Source organism: Pelagibacterium limicola (assembly GCF_015694405.1).
GTDB lineage: Bacteria > Pseudomonadota > Alphaproteobacteria > Rhizobiales > Devosiaceae > Pelagibacterium > Pelagibacterium limicola.
Genome location: NZ_JADQDB010000002.1, coordinates 379,809 through 402,035, shown reverse-complemented (window position 1 = coordinate 402,035; position 22,227 = coordinate 379,809). Strand labels below are relative to the sequence as shown.

Annotated in this window: 27 protein-coding genes; 21 read left to right on the top strand and 6 right to left on the bottom strand. The window is 61.7% G+C overall.

Annotated elements, in window-relative coordinates:
* Window positions 1–11: 11 nt before the first annotated feature.
* On the top strand, window positions 12–248 hold the full coding sequence (locus I2G20_RS04945; protein ID WP_196258566.1) for a hypothetical protein: 237 nt from the start codon (window positions 12–14) through the stop codon (window positions 246–248).
* Here the strand turns inward: I2G20_RS04945 and I2G20_RS04940 are convergent.
* Window positions 245–580: a hypothetical protein gene (locus tag I2G20_RS04940; protein ID WP_196258565.1), complete on the bottom strand. Its 336-nt coding sequence runs from the start codon at window positions 578–580 to the stop codon at window positions 245–247. The two genes, I2G20_RS04945 and I2G20_RS04940, sit on opposite strands and share 4 nt — an antisense overlap.
* A gap of 23 nt (window positions 581–603) precedes the next feature.
* On the opposite strand from I2G20_RS04940, the gene I2G20_RS04935 reads away from it, so the two are divergent.
* The 16 genes from I2G20_RS04935 to I2G20_RS04860 all read left to right on the top strand — a co-directional run bounded on the left by I2G20_RS04935 (window position 604) and on the right by I2G20_RS04860 (window position 14,108).
* Window positions 604–2,607, top strand: coding sequence for a phage tail tape measure protein (locus I2G20_RS04935; RefSeq protein ID WP_196258564.1), 2,004 nt, complete (start codon window positions 604–606; stop codon window positions 2,605–2,607).
* Window positions 2,608–3,216 carry a hypothetical protein gene (locus I2G20_RS04930; RefSeq protein WP_196258563.1) on the top strand — a complete coding sequence of 203 codons (609 nt, stop codon included), beginning with the start codon at window positions 2,608–2,610 and terminating at the stop codon, window positions 3,214–3,216.
* A 5-nt stretch (window positions 3,217–3,221) separates the two neighbouring features.
* The gene (locus I2G20_RS04925; protein WP_196258562.1) at window positions 3,222–3,908 is read left to right on the top strand and encodes a hypothetical protein; all 687 of its coding nucleotides are present in this window, start codon (window positions 3,222–3,224) and stop codon (window positions 3,906–3,908) included.
* Window positions 3,895–4,344: a GNAT family N-acetyltransferase gene (locus tag I2G20_RS04920; protein ID WP_196258561.1), complete on the top strand. Its 450-nt coding sequence runs from the start codon at window positions 3,895–3,897 to the stop codon at window positions 4,342–4,344. The genes I2G20_RS04925 and I2G20_RS04920 overlap by 14 nt, the downstream gene beginning before the upstream one ends.
* A 12-nt stretch (window positions 4,345–4,356) precedes the next feature.
* A complete protein-coding gene (locus I2G20_RS04915; protein WP_196258560.1) occupies window positions 4,357–6,981 on the top strand; it encodes a phage tail protein in 2,625 nt (874 codons plus the stop codon).
* Complete coding sequence (locus I2G20_RS04910) at window positions 6,981–7,337, top strand: hypothetical protein (RefSeq protein ID WP_196258559.1); 357 nt, start codon at window positions 6,981–6,983, stop codon at window positions 7,335–7,337. The genes I2G20_RS04915 and I2G20_RS04910 overlap by 1 nt, the downstream gene beginning before the upstream one ends.
* Complete coding sequence (locus I2G20_RS04905) at window positions 7,338–7,802, top strand: hypothetical protein (RefSeq protein WP_196258558.1); 465 nt, start codon at window positions 7,338–7,340, stop codon at window positions 7,800–7,802. It abuts the gene before it with no gap.
* A 3-nt stretch (window positions 7,803–7,805) separates the two neighbouring features.
* Complete coding sequence (locus I2G20_RS04900; RefSeq protein ID WP_196258557.1) at window positions 7,806–8,285, top strand: hypothetical protein; 480 nt, start codon at window positions 7,806–7,808, stop codon at window positions 8,283–8,285.
* A 63-nt stretch (window positions 8,286–8,348) separates the two neighbouring features.
* Window positions 8,349–11,294 carry a glycine-rich domain-containing protein gene (locus tag I2G20_RS04895; RefSeq protein WP_196258556.1) on the top strand — a complete coding sequence of 982 codons (2,946 nt, stop codon included), beginning with the start codon at window positions 8,349–8,351 and terminating at the stop codon, window positions 11,292–11,294.
* Window positions 11,291–11,683: a hypothetical protein gene (locus tag I2G20_RS04890; RefSeq protein WP_196258555.1), complete on the top strand. Its 393-nt coding sequence runs from the start codon at window positions 11,291–11,293 to the stop codon at window positions 11,681–11,683. Before I2G20_RS04895 ends, I2G20_RS04890 begins: the two co-directional genes overlap by 4 nt.
* 81 nt (window positions 11,684–11,764) lie before the next feature.
* On the top strand, window positions 11,765–12,529 hold the full coding sequence (locus I2G20_RS04885) for an N-acetylmuramoyl-L-alanine amidase (protein ID WP_196258554.1): 765 nt from the start codon (window positions 11,765–11,767) through the stop codon (window positions 12,527–12,529).
* Between the two features lie 9 nt (window positions 12,530–12,538).
* Entirely contained in the window at window positions 12,539–12,781 is a 243-nt protein-coding gene (locus I2G20_RS04880; protein ID WP_196258553.1) for a hypothetical protein, read from the top strand.
* Window positions 12,771–13,169, top strand: coding sequence for a hypothetical protein (locus tag I2G20_RS04875; RefSeq protein WP_196258552.1), 399 nt, complete (start codon window positions 12,771–12,773; stop codon window positions 13,167–13,169). The genes I2G20_RS04880 and I2G20_RS04875 overlap by 11 nt, the downstream gene beginning before the upstream one ends.
* On the top strand, window positions 13,129–13,389 hold the full coding sequence (locus I2G20_RS04870) for a hypothetical protein (RefSeq protein WP_196258551.1): 261 nt from the start codon (window positions 13,129–13,131) through the stop codon (window positions 13,387–13,389). The genes I2G20_RS04875 and I2G20_RS04870 overlap by 41 nt, the downstream gene beginning before the upstream one ends.
* 35 nt (window positions 13,390–13,424) lie before the next feature.
* Entirely contained in the window at window positions 13,425–13,763 is a 339-nt protein-coding gene (locus I2G20_RS04865) for a hypothetical protein (protein ID WP_196258550.1), read from the top strand.
* Window positions 13,764–13,856: 93 nt separating this feature from the next.
* Window positions 13,857–14,108 (top strand): hypothetical protein, encoded by a 252-nt coding sequence (locus tag I2G20_RS04860; RefSeq protein WP_196258549.1) that lies wholly within the window; start codon window positions 13,857–13,859, stop codon window positions 14,106–14,108.
* 376 nt (window positions 14,109–14,484) lie between these two features.
* On the opposite strand, the gene I2G20_RS04855 is transcribed toward I2G20_RS04860, so the two are convergent.
* Window positions 14,485–15,165: an outer membrane protein gene (locus tag I2G20_RS04855; protein WP_196258548.1), complete on the bottom strand. Its 681-nt coding sequence runs from the start codon at window positions 15,163–15,165 to the stop codon at window positions 14,485–14,487.
* A 373-nt stretch (window positions 15,166–15,538) separates the two neighbouring features.
* On the opposite strand from I2G20_RS04855, the gene I2G20_RS04850 reads away from it, so the two are divergent.
* A complete protein-coding gene (locus tag I2G20_RS04850) occupies window positions 15,539–16,159 on the top strand; it encodes a L,D-transpeptidase (RefSeq protein ID WP_196258547.1) in 621 nt (206 codons plus the stop codon).
* A gap of 43 nt (window positions 16,160–16,202) precedes the next feature.
* Here the strand turns inward: I2G20_RS04850 and I2G20_RS04845 are convergent, their stop codons facing one another.
* Window positions 16,203–16,754 (bottom strand): DNA-3-methyladenine glycosylase, encoded by a 552-nt coding sequence (locus tag I2G20_RS04845; protein ID WP_196258546.1) that lies wholly within the window; start codon window positions 16,752–16,754, stop codon window positions 16,203–16,205.
* A 494-nt stretch (window positions 16,755–17,248) separates the two neighbouring features.
* Here I2G20_RS04845 and I2G20_RS04840 point away from each other — a divergent pair, with 494 nt between their 5' ends.
* The 3 genes from I2G20_RS04840 (at window position 17,249) to I2G20_RS04830 (ending at window position 19,223) form a co-directional block, all read left to right on the top strand.
* Window positions 17,249–17,671 carry a DUF1489 family protein gene (locus I2G20_RS04840; protein WP_196258545.1) on the top strand — a complete coding sequence of 141 codons (423 nt, stop codon included), beginning with the start codon at window positions 17,249–17,251 and terminating at the stop codon, window positions 17,669–17,671.
* A gap of 97 nt (window positions 17,672–17,768) precedes the next feature.
* Entirely contained in the window at window positions 17,769–18,170 is a 402-nt protein-coding gene (locus I2G20_RS04835; protein ID WP_196258544.1) for a PRC-barrel domain-containing protein, read from the top strand.
* A gap of 159 nt (window positions 18,171–18,329) precedes the next feature.
* A complete protein-coding gene (locus I2G20_RS04830; RefSeq protein WP_196258543.1) occupies window positions 18,330–19,223 on the top strand; it encodes a division plane positioning ATPase MipZ in 894 nt (297 codons plus the stop codon).
* Between the two features lie 11 nt (window positions 19,224–19,234).
* Here the strand turns inward: I2G20_RS04830 and I2G20_RS04825 are convergent, their stop codons facing one another.
* The 3 genes from I2G20_RS04825 to I2G20_RS04815 all read right to left on the bottom strand — a co-directional run bounded on the left by I2G20_RS04825 (window position 19,235) and on the right by I2G20_RS04815 (window position 22,002).
* The gene (locus I2G20_RS04825) at window positions 19,235–20,014 is read right to left on the bottom strand and encodes a 3-oxoacyl-ACP reductase FabG (protein WP_196258542.1); all 780 of its coding nucleotides are present in this window, start codon (window positions 20,012–20,014) and stop codon (window positions 19,235–19,237) included.
* Window positions 20,015–20,103: 89 nt separating this feature from the next.
* The gene (locus tag I2G20_RS04820; protein ID WP_196258541.1) at window positions 20,104–20,385 is read right to left on the bottom strand and encodes a hypothetical protein; all 282 of its coding nucleotides are present in this window, start codon (window positions 20,383–20,385) and stop codon (window positions 20,104–20,106) included.
* A gap of 45 nt (window positions 20,386–20,430) precedes the next feature.
* The gene (locus I2G20_RS04815) at window positions 20,431–22,002 is read right to left on the bottom strand and encodes a serine hydrolase (protein WP_343070306.1); all 1,572 of its coding nucleotides are present in this window, start codon (window positions 22,000–22,002) and stop codon (window positions 20,431–20,433) included.
* Between the last annotated feature and the right edge of the window lie 225 nt (window positions 22,003–22,227).

Genomic DNA, 22,227 nt, shown 5'->3' with positions numbered 1-22,227 from the left:
GCGTCGGTGCCGTGATGGGGTTCTCGCCGCAGCAGGTCGAGACAATGAGCCTCTGGCAGTTCATGGCCGCGTACAATGGCTATGTGCAGGCGAATGGCAGCGGCAACAGGCTCTCGGAAAGCCAGAAGGACGAGTTGTTCGACTGGCTGAGCAGCGACGGCGCGGGTCCGCGCTGGCTTGAAACACAAACCTATTGGTGGGATGCGTCACGCCCGGTGCCGAAGGGCAGGGTTCAGTTCAGGGCTTAGTGGGCCATTGTTTCGCGGCACGATACCGATTTGACACCCGCATATGAATGAACTCCGGTCTCGTAGTAGGCGGTCGCGCCGGGCTGGACATTGAAAAAGACAAAGCTCGTTTGGCCGAGAGGTGCCCCGTCACTGCCGAACATAGTGCAACCGGCATATAGCGTCAGTGTCTGGCCGGTTAGGTTTGTCGCTTGTGCCATTGCTTTGTGGAACTGATGCCGGTCGATGGTTTCAGTTCTGAATTTTACAAACTGAACATCAAAACTCTGAGCGGACGCAACGCCCGATCCCAACACTGCGATAATTGCCAACCCTGCCAACCAGTGTTTCACATCCAGTCCTCCCGAGGTGACTTGTGGCAACAGATATCGAGCGCCTTGTTGTCCAGATGGACGCCAAGATTACCGGACTCCAGAACGGCGTCAACCGGGCGATGGGCCTGACCCGTAACATGGAGCGGCAAATGCTCGCCGGGAACAGGCGGCTCGCCACGTCGTTCCGGAACGTCGCCTCATCGATTGCGGTGATGCACGGGCCCCTTGGCGGCATTGCCAGCCGGTTCAGTTCGACGGCATCGATCTTTGGTCGCACGAACGTTGCGATGGGCGCTCTCGTTATCGGCGCCGGCGCCACGACTTTTGCCTTCGGCAAGATGCTGGGGATCGCGCGTGAAGCCATTGCCGAATTCGACAAGCTGGGGAAAACGGCACGGACGGCTGGGCTCTCCACCGACCTTTACCAATCGCTCGGGTTTGCTGCGCTGGAAGAGGGCGTGGACGGGCTGGACGGAGCTATCGAGCAATTCACGGTGCGCGTGGGCGCGCTTCGCAACGGCCAGGGCGAACTTGCTAGTTTTCTCGACAAGACGAACAAGTCCCTTCTCGAACAGCTGCAGCTGGCGACGAACCAGGAGGAGCGCCTGCGGCTCGTCGCAGATGCCATCCGCAAAGCAACGACGGCCGAGGAGAAAGCGACCATCGCCCGGGCCGCTTTCGGGAAGTCCGGCGTCGACATGGTGCGCATCCTCAAGGACGGGGCGGACGGGCTGGACGACTTCACGCGGCGCGCGCGGGAAATGGGTCTGATCGTCGATCGGGAGATCATCGCCCGCTCCGAGGAGATGAACAACAAGCTCGGTGTGGCGCAAAAAGTCATCGATAGCCAGCTCAAGCAGGCTTTTGTCGATCTTGCACCAGTGGTCATTGCGGCCGCTCAGGCGATCGCTGCAGTCGCTAATGCGATCAACAGCGTGGTCGATGCCACCCGGTCGATGGACCAAATGTCTTTGAACGGGTTGAGGCGACAGCTGGCAGACGATCTAGCCGAACTGGCGAGAGGGCCAGAGGAGGACTGGGTTACGGGCATTGATCAGCAGCGGGTAGATCTGAACCAGGGTCTGCGCGACCGCATCATGCAATTGACCGCGCAAATCGCGGCTCGCGAAGCGGCGGCACGTCGCGCCATGATCCCTGACGCTGCCGATACGGAAATCGTTCCGGTTGGCGGCGGCGGGTCCAAGTCCTCGCCCTTCACATCTGCGATGCAGTCGATTTCCGACCGGATCGAGATGATCAAGGCAGAGTCCGCGGCGCTGCGCGAGGTCAATCCGCTCGTCAACGACTACGGGTATGCGATTGAATATGCGCGGGCGCGCCAGCAGCTGCTTAACGCGGCGAACAAGGAAGGCCTGACGATCACGCCGGCGCTGTCGGCTGCCATTGACGAGATGGCGGCGGCACTCGCGGCCGCTGCCAGCGAAGGCGCGCAGCTTGCCGAGCAGCAAAACAAGCAGCGGCAGTTCTGGGAAGAATGGCGCGATGTTTCCAAAAGTGCGATGCGCTCGTTCATCGACGATCTCAAGGAGAGCAAGACGGCGGCCGAGGCCCTGGGGAATGCGCTCGAACAGGTCGGCAACCATTTGCTCACGCTCGGCCTCAACAGCCTGTTCGGCACAGGCGGCACCGATTTCGGGCTGCTCGGCAAGCTGTTCGGCTTCGCGGGCGGGGGTTACACCGGCCGGGGCAGCAAGCACCAGCCCGCAGGCATCGTCCACAAGGGCGAGTATGTGTTCTCGAAAGAGGCCACGCAGAAGGCCGGGGTTGGTAATCTCGATGCGCTGCACCGCTCGCTCAAGGGCTATGCCGAGGGCGGACTCGTCGGTGGCGGGTTGGCCTTGCCCGCCCTGCCAGCGCCTGCGCCGGGCGGCGGGGTGAGCGTAACCTATGCCCCCCAGATCGACGCGCGGGGGGCCGACGTTGCGGCGGTTGCCCGGATCGAGCAGGTGTTGCAGCGCAATCAGGTCGAGTTCGAGGGCCGGGTCAAGAAGATCGTCTCAGGGCGTGGGAGGACGTGGAAGTAAATGGCGCTCACCGAACCGCTCGACCTGCTGACCGGTTTCCCGGGCTGGGCCGTCTCCTTCAACCTCGTGGCGAGGCAGGAGCAATCGCGCCATGCCAGCGGACGCACGCGGGTCAAGGATCTGGGGCAGCCGATCTGGCGGGCGGCGTGGGTGTCGCGCCCCTTGCGCGCCAATGCGCTGGACCACTGGCGGGCGCGGATCGAGCACGCAATGGTGAGCCAGATGGCGTTCACGGCATGGCAGCCGAGCCGCTGCCGCCCGATCGCCCATTCCGGAACCGGCTCTTTGCCGGCGGGCACGCTGCACACGATCGGGGATGACAACAAGACCGTGCGCCTGTCCGGGCTCACCGGCATCGCTCTCTCGATCGGCGATATGGTGCGCATAGGTTCAGGGCTCTATCGCGTGCTCGAGGCTGCCTCTGGCGACCCGACGGCGCTTTTCACCATAGAGCCGCACCTCTGGCCCGGGACGGCGACAGGGCAGGCCGTGGTCATCAACAAGCCCTGGTGCCTGATGACGGTCGATCCCGGCTCGCTCTCGGCCCCTGCCGACCCGCGCACCGGGCGTGGATCGATATCGTTCACCGCTACCGAGGTGCGGGGGTAGAAGCGATGAAAACCTATTCAGCCAATACCGTTGCGGCGCTCGCCGCGCGGCGTCTCATGCCGCGCGACTTTCTGACGATCACGGCCCGCGACCGGGTGACCGGCGCGCCGGTCAGCGTGGGTTTCTGGTCCGACCTCGCCGACGTCTCGGCGCTGGTGATCGACCCGGAAACCGGCGCACCCGACCTGCGCGAGTTCAAGGGCGCCGGGGCGCTGATTTCGATCAGCGACATTCCGGCTGTCATCGGGATATCGGTGCAGAACATCACGATCACCATGAGCCAGCTCGACGCGCAGGTCGAGGCGGCGATAAGGCTTTATGACGTCAAGCAGGCAAGGGTGGAAATCCATACCGGCCTGCTCGATCCCGACAGCCGGAAACTGGTGGACCCCGCAGAGCCGCTGTTCGTGGGGTTTGTCGATCAGGTCGAGATACGAACCCCGAGGGAAAACGAGGAAGGGGCGGCGATCCTCAGCTGCACGAGCGGCACGCAGGAGCTGTTGCGCCACAATCCCTCGACGCGCAGCCATGAAGACCAGCAGGTTCGCGCGCCGGGGGATGCGTTCTTCATCGACGCCGCCGTGTGCGGGGACTGGGACCATTACTGGGGCGCCGTGGGGGACAACGCCAAGGTCCAGACGGTCAGGCCAAAGGGCCTGTTCGGCTGGGGAGGTTTCCTTGGCATCTTCTGACGTTCGCCAAGCCACAGCCCTGGATCGCTTCGCCATCGTGAGATTGCTGCGCGACGCGCATGCCGCGGCGCCCGTGGTGCCGGTGGCTTTCAGTGCGCCCCATGCGCTCGCCATAGCCGACCGGCATATCGGCGATCCGTCGATGCTGGCCCTCGTCATGGGGGATCAGCCGCAAGGCGTTCTGCTGGCATCTGCGCAGGACCATCCATTCGGCCCGGCGCGCTATGCCATGGAAACCGTGTGGTGGGTCGCGCCCGATGCGCGCGGCCGCGCGGCGGGAGCGATGCTCGACGCCTATGAGGACTGGGCGCGCGGACTGGGTTGCGCCTTCTGCCAGATGGCGGCGCTGGTGAGCTTCCCGCAGGCCGAAATTCTCTATCGCAGGCGCGGTTATCGCGCCGTTGAAACGCACTTTCTGAAACCGCTCGCGGCCTAGGCAGCTTCCAAGATGGCAGTTTTCACAGCAATCGGCTCCGCCATATTCGGCGCCGGAACCTTTCTGGCCGGTCTGACGGCAGCCGCGTTGCAGGTGACAGCGGGCATTGCCGTAAACCTCCTGGCGAAGGCCATGCAGGGGGAGCCAGAGCCGCCCCGGTTTGGGGTGCAGGGGAGGCTGCAGGCCGGCGAAGACGTGCCGCGCTCGATCAATTTCGGGTGGAACTGCACGGCAGGCTCGCTGGTCTATCACAATACATTCGGTTCGGGCGGGACAAGGTCTGTACGGGTCATTGCCATTGGCGACCTGCCGATCCGCGACCTGACGCGGGTTTTCGTCGAAGGCAAGCGCGGAACGCTGCTTAAGGACGAGGCACATGCCAATTTCGGCTGGCCAGTGCAGCAATTCCGGAAGGGCGGCAAGGACCATCTCTGGATCAAGTTCTACGACGGCACGCAGACCGAGGCGGACCCGTTCCTGGTCTCGACGTTCGGAACCGATCCTGACCGGCCCTACGGTTCCGATCGCATCGGCACCGGCATAGCCTATGCCATTGTCTTTGCGCGCGCACCGGAGCGGAGCGACCAGGGCAACAAACCGCTGTTCCAGGGCATCCCGAACATCAAGTTCGAGACGCATGGCGTGCGCTGGTACAACATCGCCAAGGACACGACGGCTGGCGGAGACGGCCCGCAGAGATGGGACGATCCCGCGACATGGGGCGGTGACGAATACGATTTCAACCCGATCGTCCAACTCTACAATGTCAAGCGCGGCATCCGGTTCGATGGCGAATGGGTTTACGGGCTGCAGAGCCTGAGCCCTGCGCGGCTTCCTGCTGGGAACTGGATTGCCGGCATTGAGGCGGCGCAGGCCTCCGTCGAGGGGCCAGACGGGATCGAGCGGACATATCGCGCGGGCGGTGAAATCCAGGTCGGTGCGCAGGTGGCAACGACCGTCGAGGCTTTGCTGACCGCCGCCAATGCCCGCATGGCAGAGGTTGGCGGGGTCTACAAGGTCTATGCCGGCCCGTCGGGGTCGCCGGTCATGGCATTCACCGATGCCGATATCCTTTCGACCGAAGAGCAGAGCTTTACACCGTTCTTTTCGCTTGCGGACACAGTCAACGGGGTGGATGCCAGCTATCCGAACCCTGCGGAGGGATGGAACGTCAAGAAGGCGCCCCCGCGCCTGCGGCCAGACCTCGAGGCCAAGGATGGCAATCGGCGCCTGATGGCATCGGTATCGCTCGATCTGGTGCCCTACAAAGGCCAGGTGCAGCGGCTCATGAAATGGGCGCTTGCCGAGGCCCTGCGCGCCCGACGGCATACGTTTGTGCTTGGGCCAGAGTTCCGCGCGCTCGAGCCAGGCGATGTCGTTGCGTGGACCAGCGCCCGCAACGGATATGTCGCGAAGCATTTCCGCGTCGACGGTATCGTCTACAAGTCCAATCTCGACGTCATCGTCGACCTGACAGAGGTCGACCCTTCAGATTATGACTGGGACCAGGAAGCGGACTTTACACCCGTTCCCGATGGGCCGATCGATCTTGTCGGGCCACGGCCTATGCCCATGCAAGGCTGGCAGGTCTTTCCAGCGACGATCTATGACAACGACAACAATGCGCGCCGCGCAAGCATCGAAGTCTGGTTTGCCAGTGATGTCCCGGACGTCGACATGGTGCGCGTGCAGGTCCGGCTGGCCGAAACCTCCGATCCGATGTTTGATGGCGAGGTCCCTTACGGCGAGCCGTGGAAGGTCATTCTGGCGGGGCAGTTCGCGCCGCAGACCAGCTACGAGGTCCGCGGCATCTTCCGGCGCTCCAGCGGGAGTCCGAGTGAGTGGTCTGAATGGTTGCCGGTCACGACGCCTGCGGTGCAGGAAGTCGATGTGACCGACATCCAGGTCCAGCAACTCGGCCGCGAGCTCCGCAACGCCCACGGGCTCCTGACCGGCGACAGCATCGGGGCGATCCAGACGCAGCTCGCGGAACTGCGGGCGCTCAAGGAAAGCATCGCGCTTGCTGCCCTCTCGCTCGACAATACGGTCGCGCAACAGATCGACATTACAGAAGCCCACAACGCTGCCAGTGCGGCGGCAATCGTGGAAAGCCGGAAGGCCCTTGCGGAGGTGGACAGGGCGCTCGCTCAGCTCGAGATCGAGCTCGTGGCAATTGTCAATGAAAGCCTTGCCGGCGGATATATGGCCATAACAGCCGAAGTGAACCCCGAAGAGTCGATCGCCGATATCCTGTTCAAGGTCAGGGCGATCAAGGACGGGCTGTTGTCGCAGGCGGCCATGCTGCTCCGTGCGTCGGTTGGCAGCGGCGGGCAGACGCAAGCGATCGTCGCCATGCTGGTCGACGCCTTCTATCTCATGCGGGCGGATGGGTCGCTGGTCGACTCTCCGTTCTATCTCGAAGGAGACGCCGCCTATATCAAGAACGCTTTCATCAAGAACCTGACGGCCGGGAACATCGCCGCGAACAGCCTTGATGCCTCGGTGATCGATGTCGGCGATCTCTTTGCCCAGAACGCTTCGATCACCGGCACACTGAGAGTGGCGCCGGCGCCATCTGGACCGGGGATATCGATCCAAGGGCCGAACAACCGCATTCTGATTACGGATAATAGCTGATGGCCAACCGGGTTCTGTTGGGCGAGCGAGGCGGGGAGTTCGGGCTCTGGGTGTCCAAGCCGGGTCAGAACGTTTTGACGGCGGGCGTCAACGGGCTGCTGCTATCTCCTGAAATACCCATGCTGCAGGTGATCTATGCCGAAAGGCGCTCTGTCACGGTACGGGCGTCCCCGAACAACAACACCGTCTTTTCATGGCCGGACCCAGGATATTTTGCCTTTGCATGGCTCTCGGGGCCGGCGGAGCCTTATTACCTCTGGAACAACAGGTCGCAGATCACCGTGACGTACAACCCCAACGTGTCATCGCCTGCGCTTTTCGATCTGATCGTCTTCAACGTGCCGAGGCACCCCTGAATGGCCAACAGACTTGTTCTCGGCGAACTCCCATCGGGCGAACAGGGATTGCGGGTGAGCGTCCCAGGCACCAACGTCCTCAATGCCAACCTGCAGGGCAGGTTTTTGTCCTTCGACAGCGAATGGCTGGCCAGTTCGCGAATAGTCACGGCCGGTTCGGTCGCGCTTCCGACCGGCAACAACACGACAACCGTCAATTTCGGCGTCACCCTCCCGGAGCCGCCCGTGGTTATCGGCATGGAGCGGGCAACTCAAGGGACGCCAAGCAACAGGTATTCCAAATCCGGCGGGCCGTTGCAGTTCCATGTGATCGATTGGGACGATGCGGAAACAGTCAACGCGCTGCTCGATTACAAGACAGGGCCGACCTATATGCGCGTCTTCAACAACCGCTTCGTCCTGCCGGCGGCGGGCATGTATCGGGGCTCCGGCAACTTTCTTCATTATATCGTCCTGAGGCCGTGACCCATGTCGAACAGGATATTGCTGGGTCAGCGCGGCAGCGAGCAGGGGCTGTGGATCGCAAAGCCCGGCCAGAACGTGCTGACGGCGAACGATGCCGATCTCCAGTACAGCTCCTCGTTCCCGGCCTTCGGGATCGTTGAGCAGGGCACCCATAACGTCAACTGGACGATTTCCGGATTCGATGGCTCCTATAGCGCGACTGTCTTTTTTGCCAAGTCGTACGGGACGCCTCCGCTGGTGCTGTTCGATTTGCCCGTGGGTAACCATCACAGGGTCATGCAGAAGAACGAAAGCGCCAGCTTCGGCGTGGTCGTCAGGCAGTTTTCCGGCGGCGGCGGATCGATTCCGCTGGCGCTCTGGCAGGTCATTGCGACGGTCTTTCATAACCGGATTGTCTTTACCGGCAACTGGTCCCGGCAGTTCACTGGGTACAAAATCCCGCAGGTCCTGATCCGCTATTCGGTCTGCTCGTTCAACTTCTGATCTTTTCCAAATCACCGTTCCCAAACCCCGCCATCGCGCGGGGTTTTTGCATTCGAGGCGCCCATGACGATCATCTACTCCGCGACCGCTGACGTCGAGAACGGTTCCACCACGGTCGAGATCAACACCGGCGGCCCGCTCTCCTCGGCGATTGCCGCTCCGGGCTTTCTCGTGGCGATTGACGGCATCGTCTATTTTCTTGAGAGCCTGACGGACACCTCGACCTTCGAGTTGACGCGCGAGTATGGCGGCGCCACCGACGCCGATGTCCCACTCGAAATCTGGCCGATCAACCAGGCCACGAGCGATGCGGCAGAAGTGTTCCGCGTGGTCCGCGAACAGCGTGACCGGATCAACGCCTATGACCGCAATGCGCAGGGCCTGTTCTTCAACGCCATTGGCGTCACCGGTGCGGCCGATCCCGGGCCTGGTAACATCGCTTTCGACGATGCCGATCCGACAGCCGCAACCCATGCCTATATCGATTACCTCGACGCCAACTCCAATCACCGCAACGTCGCGCCACTATTGTCGCGGCTCAACCCCGGCGATTCGATCCGGCTCCGCTCGCTGGCAACCACGGCGTTCTACGAATTCCAGTTGACGAGCGTGGTGGACGCCTCGGGCTATTATTCGCTCGGCGTTTCTCACATTGCCAGCGATGGCGTGATTGGCACCGAGCCTGTCGCGCTTTCGTGGACCCTGAGCGGCAACGGCCTCAATTACGATGCGGCCGGATCGTTCGCTGGGCGCGACGACTACGATGACGAATGGCTCAACGACGAGGGCAAACCGTTCGCCTATCTCTCGAGCGATGGGACAAGCACGGTGCTGTTCGTCAAGGCGTCGGCCGCGAGTGGAGATTGGTCACCAGGCTTCCCGCTCACCGGCCCGCAAGGCGCGCGCGGCTGGTCTCCGGTCCTGTCGATCGTCGACCGCAACGCCGGCGCGGAAGCCGTAGTGCGGCTCATTTCTTGGGTGGGAGGCGAGGGCACCGCGCCGACTGAAGGCGTCGGGCAGTATATCATGCCGGGCGGCTTCACCTCCAATATCAACCTTGCCTACAACATCAAGGGGGTGAAAGGTGATCCGCAGGGCGTGCGGCTGACGATGAATACCGGCACCGGTACCGGCGCACTGTCGGATGGCCAGTTCCGGGTGAATAACTCGAGTTTCGCCAGTGTCACGCTCGTGCGGTTCAACCCCAACGCGCTGGACATGGGCGGCGCGTCGATCGTGGCGTGGCTCAATGCCCTCGATGACATCGACAATCGCAATTCCCGCGGAACGCTGCGGTTCCAGTCCGCCACCGATGCGGCGGTCTATATGGAGTTTGCCGTCACCGGCGATCTGACTGTCGGCGCCAACGGCAATTACGAAATCCCGGTCTCGCCAATTGTCGGCGCGCGGCCGAGCACTACAACCGTCATGGTTGCCTCGTTCGCCCCCTCGGGGGAAGACGGCGAGGACGGTGAAGACGGGGCGGATGGCACAGACCCCGGGCTCCTCTACGAGTTCGATGACGGGACCGCTGACAGCGATCCTGGGGCGGGACTTTTCCGCGCCGACAACACGAACCTGAGCGCGGCCGAGTTTCTGTTCGTCTCCAAGACCACGCGCGGCGGGAACAATGTCGGCGCCTATCTCCTCACGCTTGGGGCCTCGACCAATCCGGTCAAGGGGCACATCATCCTTACCCGTACCGACGATGAGGCGCAGGCCGTCCTGAGAATTTCCGGCGTCACCGACGCGACAGGCTATGTCAAGATCGCGGTCGAGGATCATGCCGGGGCAACAGCGTTCGACGACGCGGACACGATCTCGATCCAGCCCATTTTGATCGGCAACCAGGGCGCAGTCGATGCGGTATCCCTGGCCTCGACCATCAACGGGGTGGCGATCAAGTCCGCTCCTGTCGCGGCCGACAAGATCATCATTACCGACAGCGAGGACGGAGATGCGGCCAAGTCCGCAAGCCTTGGGTCGTTGATCGGCCTGTTCGGAGGCGGGGCGATCACCATCGAGACCAAGACAGCCAATTACACAGTCGTTGAGGATGATCGCGGCAAGACGATCCGGTTCAACACATCGGCGGCCAACCGCACCGCTACCTTGCCAAGCGCGGCAACAGTCGGTGCGGGCTGGTGGGTCATACTGACCCGCGCCGATGCGGGCAGCGCCAACCGCCTGCGAATCAGCACTGTATCGAGCCAGACGATCAATGGCCGCGCGGCGCCGCTCGATTACTACATCCCGCATGTCGCAATAAAGCTGGTGTCGGATGGCGCGAACTGGTTTCTTGATTTCGGTACGACTGTCAGTGTCAAAAAGACCGTCCGAACGACATCGGGCACCCACAATTTTGACGCCAATTGTATCGCCGCCGAAATCTACATCTGCGGCGGGGGCGCGGGTGGGCGAACGACCGGGGCCGGAAGCGGAAACGGGCAGGTCAGTGTTGGCTCGGGCGGCGGTTCTGGCGGAGAATTCATGGCCTTCATGCCGTTCCGTCCGGCCAATTCGGCAACGATCGCCATCGGTTCGGGTGGCGCGCCGAATGCGACTGGATCATCCAGTTCCTACGATGACGGTACGCGATCTGTCACATGCCCGGGCGGCAACACAGGGAATCTAACCAATGGCGCGGCCGGGCTACCGACAGTGAACGGCGCGTCACCAGTCACCAACACGCAATCGGGGTGGGCTGCGTCCGGGGCCACCATCCTGTTCAGTGCAGCGCAAGGGTCCTCACAGTCGCAAGGCATCGGGTCGAACCAGTTTTCGACAAATGCGGCTGTCGGCTTTGCATCTGATGGCGGGAGCACTCTGCATGGCCGCGGCGGGCCGGGTGCCAAGCAGGGATCCACGAGCAACGCATCAGCCGACGGGCAAGCAGGTTCGGGAAATGGCGCCGGCGGCGGCGGCGCGGTGTCAACAGGAACGAACACGGCCACCGGTGGCGCAGGCACAGCCGGTATCTGCATCATAACCGAATGGATTGCAGCATGACGAAATCGGCAAAAATCGAAAACGGGACAGTCGTCCAGGTCATCATGGGGACGCTACCCGGCTATGTGCCCTGCGGCGACAACGTGCAGATCGGATGGACCTATGACGGCGAAACGTTCGCTGCCCCCGAACCCGAGCCTGAATCAGACCCGATCGACCCAAACGCGCCATACCGCCTTTATAAATCGGTGTTCATCGAGCGCATGACGCCCGAGGAGGCCGAGACTTTCGAGGCCGGGCTCAACGCTTCCGATCACGCCAAGCTGCGCCTGATGTACAACGCCGTTGAGTATTTCCTCTCGGACGATCCCCTCTTTGCCGTGCTGCACTGGGAACTTGTCACGGAGTTCGGCGAGGCGCGGGCGGACGCGCTGCTCGCGAGGGACTAGCGCCAGCCGCGACCACCCTTACGCCCCGCCTTTGAGCGGGGTTTTTTGCGACTGAAACCCTGAAATCCATGGAGACCGACAATGGCAACCGTGCTCATGCGCGGCAGCAAGGGCCTTGCTGTGCGCGAATTACAGGATCTACTCAACAAGGCCGGCGCTTCGCCGCGGCTTAACACTGACGGGGATTTCGGCGCAAAGACAGATGCCGCGCTCAGAGCGTTCCAGGCGCGCGTCGGGCTCGTTCCGGACGGCAGGTATGGCCCACAGTCACGAACGGCACTCAGGCAGGCCACGACGCCCGCCAAAACTCCAGCGCGCGCCGAGCCCGACAAAAGCGCGATGGGCCAGCCTGCCCCAAAGGCCGCGGTCGTCGTCGCTGGCGCCGCGCCGCCACCGAACGTCTCAACACTGCAACTGCTCGATACGGCGCGACCTATCCACACGCTGTGGTGGCACTGCGCCGCGACACCGGAGGGCAAGGATTTCACGGTCGAGGATATCCGCCAGTGGCACAAGGCGCGCGGTTGGTCGGATATAGGCTACCACTACATCATCTATCCTGATGGCCGCATCATGCTCGGCCGCCCGGTCGGTCAGGTTGGCGCGCACGTCCAAGACCACAACACCGGTTCGATCGGCGGCTGCTATATCGGCGGCGTTTCGTCGGACGGGAAAAATGCCAAGGATACGCGCACGCCGGCGCAGATCAGCTCCATGCTCTGGCTCACCCAGCAGCTTGTCGCCAGGCACCCCATCAAGCGCGTGCGCGGCCATAACGAGGTGACAGCCAAAGCCTGCCCGAGCTTCGACGTGCAGCAAGACCCGCTCGGCAAGCTCGCCGCATAGGAGAGACTCATGCAGTTTCCAAAAGGCCAGTTCGAATGGACGCGCAGGCGCCGTGTGATCTTCGCTACGCTCGCGTTCTGCGCGGCCGAGATCGCTTATCTCACGATCTGGGGCGGGGATAGCCGGCTGCACGAAACCATCGTCATCTCGGCCTTCCTGCTCGCTGGCTCCGTGATCGGCTCCTACGTGTTTGGTGCGATCTGGGATGACGCCAATGCCCGCAAATATATGGGGCGCGGCGATGAGGATTAGCCTTGTTCTCGCCGCAGGCGGTCTCGCTGCCGGGCTGATGCTCGGCTGGGGCGGGGGCAAGCTGTGGTTCGAGCGCTTCGTTCTGCCGCGTGCCATTGCCGAGACTGTCAGGACGCAAGAACAGGCATGCCTCGAACGCGTGACGGCCGCCGCCGAGGCCGCCCGGGCCAAGGAACAGCTGCGCCAGGCGCTGGCCGGGCAGGCCGCGACATCGAGCTTCAATCAATCCATCGCCGAGGCCGCGCGGGCCGCGGCCGCTTTCGCCCGCCAGTTCGAGGAGGACAATCATGCGCTCACCCAATGGCTGGCCGGCACGGGCCGCAGCTGCACTCTCGACGCTGACACTCTTGAGCGCGTGCTCGGCAACGACCGGTCAGCGGATCGATAGCGCCGCCAGCGCGCTCGGCCGCGCGCAAGCGGGCGTAGTGCTCGAACCCTGGCCGGACCTGTGCCGGGGGCCGGTGCCGCACGCGGCGCTCATCGAGGGCGAGGAGCTGGCGGTGCTCCTGCGGCGCGAGCGAGCCCAGCTCGATGAGGCCAACGGGCTGCTGCGCCGCTGCGCGGGATTTTACGACGCCTTGCGCGCCGGACTGATGGGGGTGGAGTGATGGAGGATGAACGCGGGACGCTGGGCCGGAGTAAAATGACGCTGACCAGGCGCGTTGCATTGCTGGAACGCGATCGGGCCGAACAATCCCGCATCATCACCGAACTGGTCGCTAACGTCGCCCACGGATTTTCACCCGAGCAACTGGCCCAGATTCGCGCCGCCATGCGCGACGAGCTCGCCGATGCCGGCCTGCGCCTCGACGGCGCCGAACATCAGGACGAGGCGCGCGAGGATTTCCGGTTTATCCGGCGGTTCCGGCGCGGCATCGAGGGGACCTCGGCCAAGATCGGCTGGCTGGTGATTGCCGCGCTACTGGGTGGGGTGGCCTATCTCGTCAATCTCGGGCTGAATACGTGGAGGGGCGGGGGCTAGGAAGAACCGGCTTTTCGGTGCCGATTTCTCCGGCCCTTGCGCAGTTCTCAATTCGTTCTCATATTCAGGGCGAGAACGATTGGAGGGCAAGAATTGCCCAAGACCGCATACGGCTGGACCATCCAGACTCTCCAGGACAAGCTGGAAGGCGGTTATCGGCTCACGATCCACTGCGCCTGCGGGCATTCGCTGAGCCTCTCGCTACCCAAGCTGATCGAAGTCTTCGGCGCGGACTTCGTCGTCTCGGAAAACAGGGATTATTTCCTCTCGCGTTTTGTCTGCAACGCGTGCGGCCGCCGCGCGATCGGGGTCACAATGTCTCCGAGCGGAACGCCGGTGCGGTAAGATGGATTACGGTGCGCACCTTGCGCCACATTTTGAGCCACAAACTGCGTCACAGAAATGGCTTGAATTGGCAGTTTTCCATTTAGTTTCAACGAGTGCGCAAAGGTGCGGTTGCTTCTCGACCGCACCATTTTCTCCCGAGGGAGAAACACCTAATTACCTGAAATATAAATAGAAAATTCTTGGCGCCGTTTGACGGCGCCAGATTTCGCTCAATTTCGTGCCTCAAATTGTGTTCCAACACGGCAGTTGAAGGGCGGGATTGGCCGCCATAGCACTTCCGATTGGTTCTGCCGCGCTTGTCGACGCAAAAAAGAGGCCCGGCGTTTGCCAGGCCTCTCTAATATTTCCGCCGCGTAGGGGGCAGGATTAGGGATTAGAAATGGAAGTTCGCGCCGAGCTTGATCGTATGGAAGCGAACGCCAGCATCCCACGGACCTCCCAAGCCGGCGGCGGGATAAGAGCGAATACCGAGGTCAGTATACAAATATTCGCCTTTAATGCTCATCGAATCTGAAACGGCAAATTCGACGCCAGCACCGACCGTCCAACCGGTATGGAAATTGGTATCGCGAGCGAAACCTGCGTCGGTATCATCAAGGTAGCCCTGACCGTAGGCGAAACCTGCTGTGAGATAGGGCAAGACGCCATCGAGATCGACGCCCACCCGTGCACGAACGGTGCCGAAGTAATCCAATCCAACAATCACGTCATTGCCGCCGCCATCAACAATGGTCTGCGACAGTCCCGATAAAGAAATATCGGTCTCGAGGCCAAACACGATCGAGCCGCTTTGAACGTTGGCGCCGATCTGGACGCCGCCGAAAAAGCCGCTGATCGAGTCATAATCCGAACCGGCAAAGCTAATCACGCCGCCGGCATCGTAGGCCTCTCCCCGTCCATAACCCACGTGGAAACCAGCATAGAAGCCATCCCAGATCGAGGAAGTGTCGACAACGGGAACGCTAGGTACGGGCACCGGCCGCATCGGGTCGGCCGCCAAAGCGGGGGAGGCAAATGCGACGAGCGCAGCAGAAACCAACAGAGTGCGATTCATTCCGAATTCCCCAAGTAAGAGCGGTTGACAAAGAAGTAATGATAAATAGCAACTTCGCCGATTTGCGCCACATTGTCACGGGGCCTTCAATTAGATTGTTGGGCTGTGTGGCTTCTTTGCCACTGGTAGATAGAACGCGTGGAACTATTGGTATTGGCTGCGTATACGAGCATAAATTGCTGGAACAGGGGCGTCGATCCGGTGATCAGGAGCCGCAGAAGAGCAGTGGGCTACGGTTGGTACGGCGACCTTCACGCATCTGTGACCCGGCAGCCGTTCCGGGCGATTTTCCCCAGCCTGCTATGGTGCATGAAACTTTAACCGTTATGGTTAATTCTTCGGTCGTTGTTGATTCTGGGTTTGGGCAATATCGATGAGCTTATCGCGTCGCGGCTTTATGATCGGGCTGCCGCTTTTTCTTGCGGCGTGTTCTTCTTCTTCCGGTACCACTTTCCGAAACGCCTATTCGGCCATAGCGGACGAGCGGTTTCCTTTGCCGGCGATGAACGTCGCTGCGATCAAACCTCATCTGCGTAGGCAGGAAGTGGCATACGACAAGAGCTATGCCAAAGGTACTGTGGTGGTCGATACTCCCAGCAAGTACCTTTATTACGTTCTGGGTGACGGCAAGGCGATCCGCTACGGCGTTGGGGTCGGGCGTGCCGGGCTGGCCTTGCGCGGCAACGCTTACGTCGGACGCAAGGCTCAATGGCCGACATGGACACCAACGCCGACCATGCTGGCGCGCGATCCAGAGATCATGCGGCCTTATGCAGCTGGTATGGCGGGCGGGCCAAACAATCCGCTGGGCGCCCGCGCGCTATATCTCTATCGCAACGGCGCAGATACCATGTTCCGCATCCACGGCACGAACCAGCCGGAATCGATTGGCCTAGCAATGTCAAGCGGTTGCATCCGGATGCTCAACCACGACGTCATCGACCTATATGAGCGTGTGCCGACCGGTGCCCGTGTGGTGGTGATCCAGGCATAACCGGCACCGGCCGCCTGTCCGGGCGCCCTTCGGGGCGCCTTTTTTATTTGATTGGCTTGCTCAGGAACGGGCTTTTACTGGAACCAAAGCGCCATGGCACATCGACGGCGCGCGAGATGCCGATGCGGGTGGCTGTATCGACGGGTAGGTCTGCACCTTCCTCGAGCGCGAACGGGGGCGCCAAGAGGCTCAGGCCGTTGTGGCCGATGTCGATGCCCAGCGCCTGGGTGAGGCAGCCGGGGCCGGCGCAGAGCCGGGTCGGGGTGGCCAAGCCGCGCCGTCTCGCCATCGTTTCGAGCCCTTCCAGCGGCTCCAGCGCGCGGATAAGTACGGCTGTGCCGGGCCTGCACACGATATTGAAACACCAGTGGATGCCGTAGGAGCGATAGACATAGGCCGTTCCCGGTGGGCCGAACATGGCAGCGTTTCTGGCTGTCGGGCCGCGGAAACTGTGTGAAGCGGGGTCATCCCGGTCATAGGCTTCTGTTTCGACGATCGCGCCGCCGATTCCATCAACCAGCAAGCGCATGCCGATAAGGCAGCGAGCCACCCTGGCGACGTCGTCATCGAAGAATTCAGGTGAGAGCAAGGCCATGACCTTGCATATAGCAGACGTATCGGCCAGACCAGCGTACGCGTATCGAGAGAGACATGCCGGGCCGAGGCCGGGCTAACCGGTGCTTTTTTCCACATGCCCGTCGTGGTTTCGCCGAGGGCGAGCATATGATTTTCTTCGCGAAATCCCCGCGAATGTCGGCTTCCGTCCTTGCGGCAATTGTATGGCTTGCCCACCCGCGGCCTTCTGGTTAATATTTGGTTGTTGTAGAAACAGCACAAGGAGAGCGTATGCGCAGCCAATCATGGGCCGTACGCTGGCGGACCGTTAGCTGGACTTTCGTATGTTTGGTCTCGCTCGGTTTCGTGATTTCCATCATCGCCGGGGCTTGACCCCCAGATTTGCAGATGGAAATGCACTGGTTTTGAGATCGAGGGGTGCGCCAGGCGGCGTGCCCCTTGTTTCTTGGTTCTCGGTTAAGCGATGCTGCGGCTTGCGGTTCGCAACCTCCGCAAAATTTTATTCGGGGCGAAATGCACATTATCAAACTTTGTGTCGGGGTTTCCTCGGTGGAGGAATTGCTCGAATGGCGCGCCGAGCGAAAGGCGATGGGGCTGGGGCGGCCAGATGGCCTCAACGTTCATCGCACGCGCATGACGCCAAAACGCGCCGACGAAATTGCAGGACACGGTTCGCTTTATTGGGTGATTGCCGGCACGATCCGTTGCCGGCAGCGTATTGTCGGTTTCGAGTCGAGCACCGACGCTGAAGGCAGGCCGCAATGTCATATTCTGCTCGATCCCGAGGTCGTCCGCACGATGCCTTATCCCCGTCGCCCCTTTCAGGGCTGGCGCTATCTTGAGGCAAAGGATGCTCCGCCGGATCTTGCTGGCAGGGGTGGCGAAGAACCGCCCGCTGACATGGCCGAAGAGTTGGCGCAATTGGGGCTGATTTGAGCCCGTTTTGTGGCTCTGCCATAGTTCAGTGAAATGGGAACCGGTGGCGCGGCCACTCGTTTTTTCCATGTCTCAATGCGACACATGGAGGACTACAATGGATCCGCGTACAGATAATGGACTGCGTGCCCGCGACCTCGACCGGCGCGAGACGGGTAATCTCATCGGCAGCGATAAGGTGGAAGGCACGGCGGTCTACAGCCATGCGAACGAGAAGATCGGCAAGATCGAACGCGTAATGATCGACAAGCCCAGCGGCAAGGTCGCCTATGCCGTGATGAGCTTCGGCGGTTTTCTCGGAATCGGCGATGATCACTATCCGATCCCCTGGTCGAAACTGACCTATGACGAAAGCGTCGGGGGATATCGCACCGATCTGGCGAAGGCCGATCTCGAAGATGCACCCCGCTTCAGCGCCGACGACGACTTCGATTGGGAAAACCGCGAAGCCGGTATGAGCGTCTACAACCATTATGGCATTCCGCCCTATTGGGTATGACGCATTATTATCAGGCGGCAGTCGGCTTCGACTGCCGTCTTAGATCTTAAAATCTTAAACAATTCAGCATTAGCATAGGCCCCCAATGGGTTGGGGCTTGTGCTAATTGATGCACACCCCCATCCTGCCGGAAAGAATCGTGCTGCTTCGGGGGATAGCTTGGAGAGTAACAGAGGGCGCGCCCATGCCCATGTAATTGTGCTGGGCAACGAGAAGGGCGGGTCGGGCAAATCGACCACCGCTTTCCATCTCGCCATTTATCTCGCTTATGAAGGTTTTCGCGTCGCTACGATCGACACTGACAGCCGTCAGCAGACGCTGACTGCTTACGTCACGAATCGCCGTGAACGCGCCCGGCAGCTGGGGATCAAAATCCCGCAGCCCACGCATTTTCACCTGCCGCAACCCCGCGGGGACTCGCGCACTGCCAATGATCGCGCGGTTTTCGAGATGTTCCGTTCGGCCATTGCAGAGGTCGAGGGATATGCCGACTTCGTCATTATCGACACGCCAGGCTTCGATACGCATCTAACGCGCTTGGCGCACTCGCTGGCCGATACCCTGGTGACGCCGCTTAACGACAGCTTGATAGACCTGGACGTCATAGGGCGGATCGATCCCGAAACGGGCGATATCCGGGAGTTGAGCCATTATACCCGTCTCGTGCAACGGGCACGCAGCGAAAGGCTCAATATCGACGGGCGGTCGATCGATTGGGTTCTGGTGCGCAACAGGATTTCCATGCTCGGATCGCGCAATGCCCGCCTGGTGCTGACCGGATTGGAAAACATATCCGCTCGCGTCGGCTGCCGTATTGCCGATGGTATTGCCGAGCGCGTTATCTTCCGGTCTCTGTTTCCCTTCGGGATGACGGTCTTCGATCCCCTGGACGAAGAGATGCTCGGCGGTGCGCCGTCGATGAGCCATGTCACGGCGCGGCAGGAATACCGTGCGCTTGCCGATGCGCTCAATCTGCCATTGGCGTCACGCAGGGTTGCGGGACAGCGGGGCGAGGGCGCGCGCATGTCCAAGCTGGAAGAAACGGCCGCCTGAAAGATGAGGTCTCAGATCATCAGGGACTGAGCGCCGTCGACGAAGATGACGCTCCCGGTCACATGCCGTGATGCATCGGAAGCAAGGAAAGCGACCACCTCCGCGACATCTTCCGGCTTTCCCGAAACACCGCCTGTGAGCGGGATGTCGCCATCGGGATATTCGATCCGGATTGCGATCTTTTCGGTACCCGGCTTCGGGTTGTCGTGAATATTGCTCTCGATACGGCCCGGACATATCGCGTTGACGCGGATGCGGTAGCGCGCGAGCTCCAGGGCTGCGGACTTTGTGAAGGCAACCTGCCCGGCCTTTGTGGCGCAATAGGCCGAAGTGCCCGGTAGGGTAAAGGTCCGCGTTCCGTTTATCGAGGAATTGATCACAATCGCGCCGCCCCCCGCCTTGCGCATTAGCGGAATTGCGCGGTGGACCGAAAGGAACGTGCCGCGAAGATTGACGGCCATCACCTCGTCCCAGTCCGCAGGACTCATGTCCTCAATTGGCGTCCATGTTCCGTTGATGCCAGCATTGGCGAAAAGGATGTCCAGGCGTCCGAACTGCTCCTGCACCTGATCGAACGCGGCCTGCATGTCTGCCTCGTCCGATACGTCCGCCGCGATGGCCAACGCGCGCGTGCCACCCTCGGAGATCGTGGCCACCAGTTCTTCGAGTGGTTCGAGCGAGCGTCCGACCGCGACGACGGTAGCACCCAGTTTGGCGAGATGAAGGGCTGTGCCTTTGCCGATACCGGAGCCGGCGCCTGTAACGATTGCGATCTTGCCGTCGAAGTACACGTTTGGGTCTCCTATGCGCGATAGGCCGTTTGTGAATTTAGGAGGTGGAGCGTAGATGTGGCAAACGCAGCCGGCGGCGGCGCGTTCCCTTATTGATCGTCGGGGAAGAACAGGTGTACCGCGCGGCTGCCGCCCGGTGTGAACACGTCGACGTCCACAGTAACGCGCGGGAGCACCATGCGGCGTGTGCGCGCGGAAAGCGCCATGACGACGGAGAGCAGGTCGGATACGCGGCGGCGGATAGGTTTGCTCGGCTCGAGACTGCGCACGAGCTGCCGCAGGGCCTGGTCGCGAATAACCGGATCCTCAGAGGCGAGCGGAGATCCTGCGCGGAAATTCGCGAGCTGGTTGAGGGCGTTGATATCGCTCATTGGGCTACTCCGTTACACTTGCGCCAATGGGAAAACGTCTAGGTCCTATCCTTGTACGGTCAGGCAGTTCACCGAGGCTTCGCTCAAGGCGTCACATGCTGCGCGTGCCTGTCCACGGTCGGCAAAGCCAGCAAATCGGGCGCGATAGAGCGTTTGCCCGTTGCGTTCCACGGTTTCGACATAGCCGCGAAGATCCCGGAAGTTGGAGACGGCACCGGTGGCTTCGGCAAGCAGCGCGTCGGCACCTTCGGGGGTCTGGGCGGCGCCCACCTGGACCACCCAACCGCCTGCCGGAACGGCATTGCTACTTTGAGTTGTTGTCATGTCGAGTGCGAGCCCTTCGGGGCGGGCGATCGGGGCCGGCGGTACGAGCACCTGTCCGGGCTGAAGCGTGCCGACGTCGGCAGGCGAGGCGCTCAGGCGCATCGTCTCGGCAATCCAGGCGCCGATGGGATCATCCGTTGGGTATTGAACGGACTCGGGCATGACGCCGGTCGCGACGTAGGTGGCCTGATCGAGTGCAGTTTCGCCTGGCCGGGCGGGAATATCGGCGGCAGAAATAACCTGGAAGGGGACCACCTGCGGTTGGGCCGGGCCGGTGGGTTCCGGAATTGCGGCCACCTGCACGGTGCTGGCCACGAGCGTTGCGGGGCGTATGGGCGGCAGCCCGTTGAGAGGACGAACCTGTCCCGGCGCTGCGGCAACCTGCACGCTGCTACCGGTGCCCAGGGCCGGCCGGGCGATCATTGCTTCGCGCCAGTAATCGCCTTGCCGGGCATTCGGCATATAGGTGCGGACAAGTTCGGCGACCTTGGCGTTCCGCGCGGCGCCGGTGTTGAAGCCGAGCGCAACGACCACGATATGGCGGTTGTTCGCCCGCGCTGCGGTCATCAGGTTGTAGCCCGACGCATTGATGTAACCTGTCTTGATGCCATCGACGCCATTCTGGCCGAGCAGGGCATTGTGATTGCCATATGTCCTGCCGCCATAGGTAAAGCTGCGGGTCTGGAAGTACTGGTAGTAATGGGGGAAGTGCTGGAATACGGCGCGGGCGAGAACTGCCTGGTCGGCAGCCGTCGTCACCTGTCCGCGATCGGGCAGGCCGGAGGCATTCTTGTAGGTCGTCTTGCTCATACCTAGCGCGCGGGCTGTTTGGGTCATGCGTTCGGCGAACCGGCTTTCGGTGCCACCGATATTTTCCGCGACCACACGGGCGACGTCGTTGGCCGACAGCGTCACCAGTGCTTTGATAGCGTTTTCGACCGTTATGGTCGAGCCGCGCTGCACATAGAGCTTGGTCGGAACGGCGGCCGCCGCATGCGCGGAGACCGAGAGCTTGGTGTTGAGCGTCATCCGCCCCGCTTCGAGTTCCTGAAACAGGATGTAAAGCGTCATCACCTTTGTCAGGGACGCCGGGTAGCGCAGGTCGTTCGCCTTATCCTGGTATAGAACCTGCCCGGTTTTCGCATCGACAACGATACCGGCATAGGCGCGTGGCACGTTTTGGGCAGCGGCGGGCTGCAGGACAAGCCCAAAAGCCGCGAGTGCAACGAGAAGAACGAGGATGGCGCGCGCAACAACAGAACGCGCAGAATCATTACGCAGAAGGGTCGGCACCCGGTACTCCAACTCTTTACTCAATCGGCGCAGAACACGCGCGCCGTACACCTGGTTCGTCAGATGCCTCGTTTGCCTACCCCCGCGGCAAGAGGAACCTGTCAACGTCATTGTGGCGAGGAGATTAGGCGGACGCGGTTACAAATCCGTAAAGTGCGTAAAATTTGATGCGACTTTCCTGCGCCACCGTTCACTTTTGGCGGATGGCGAGATCGCCCCTTAACA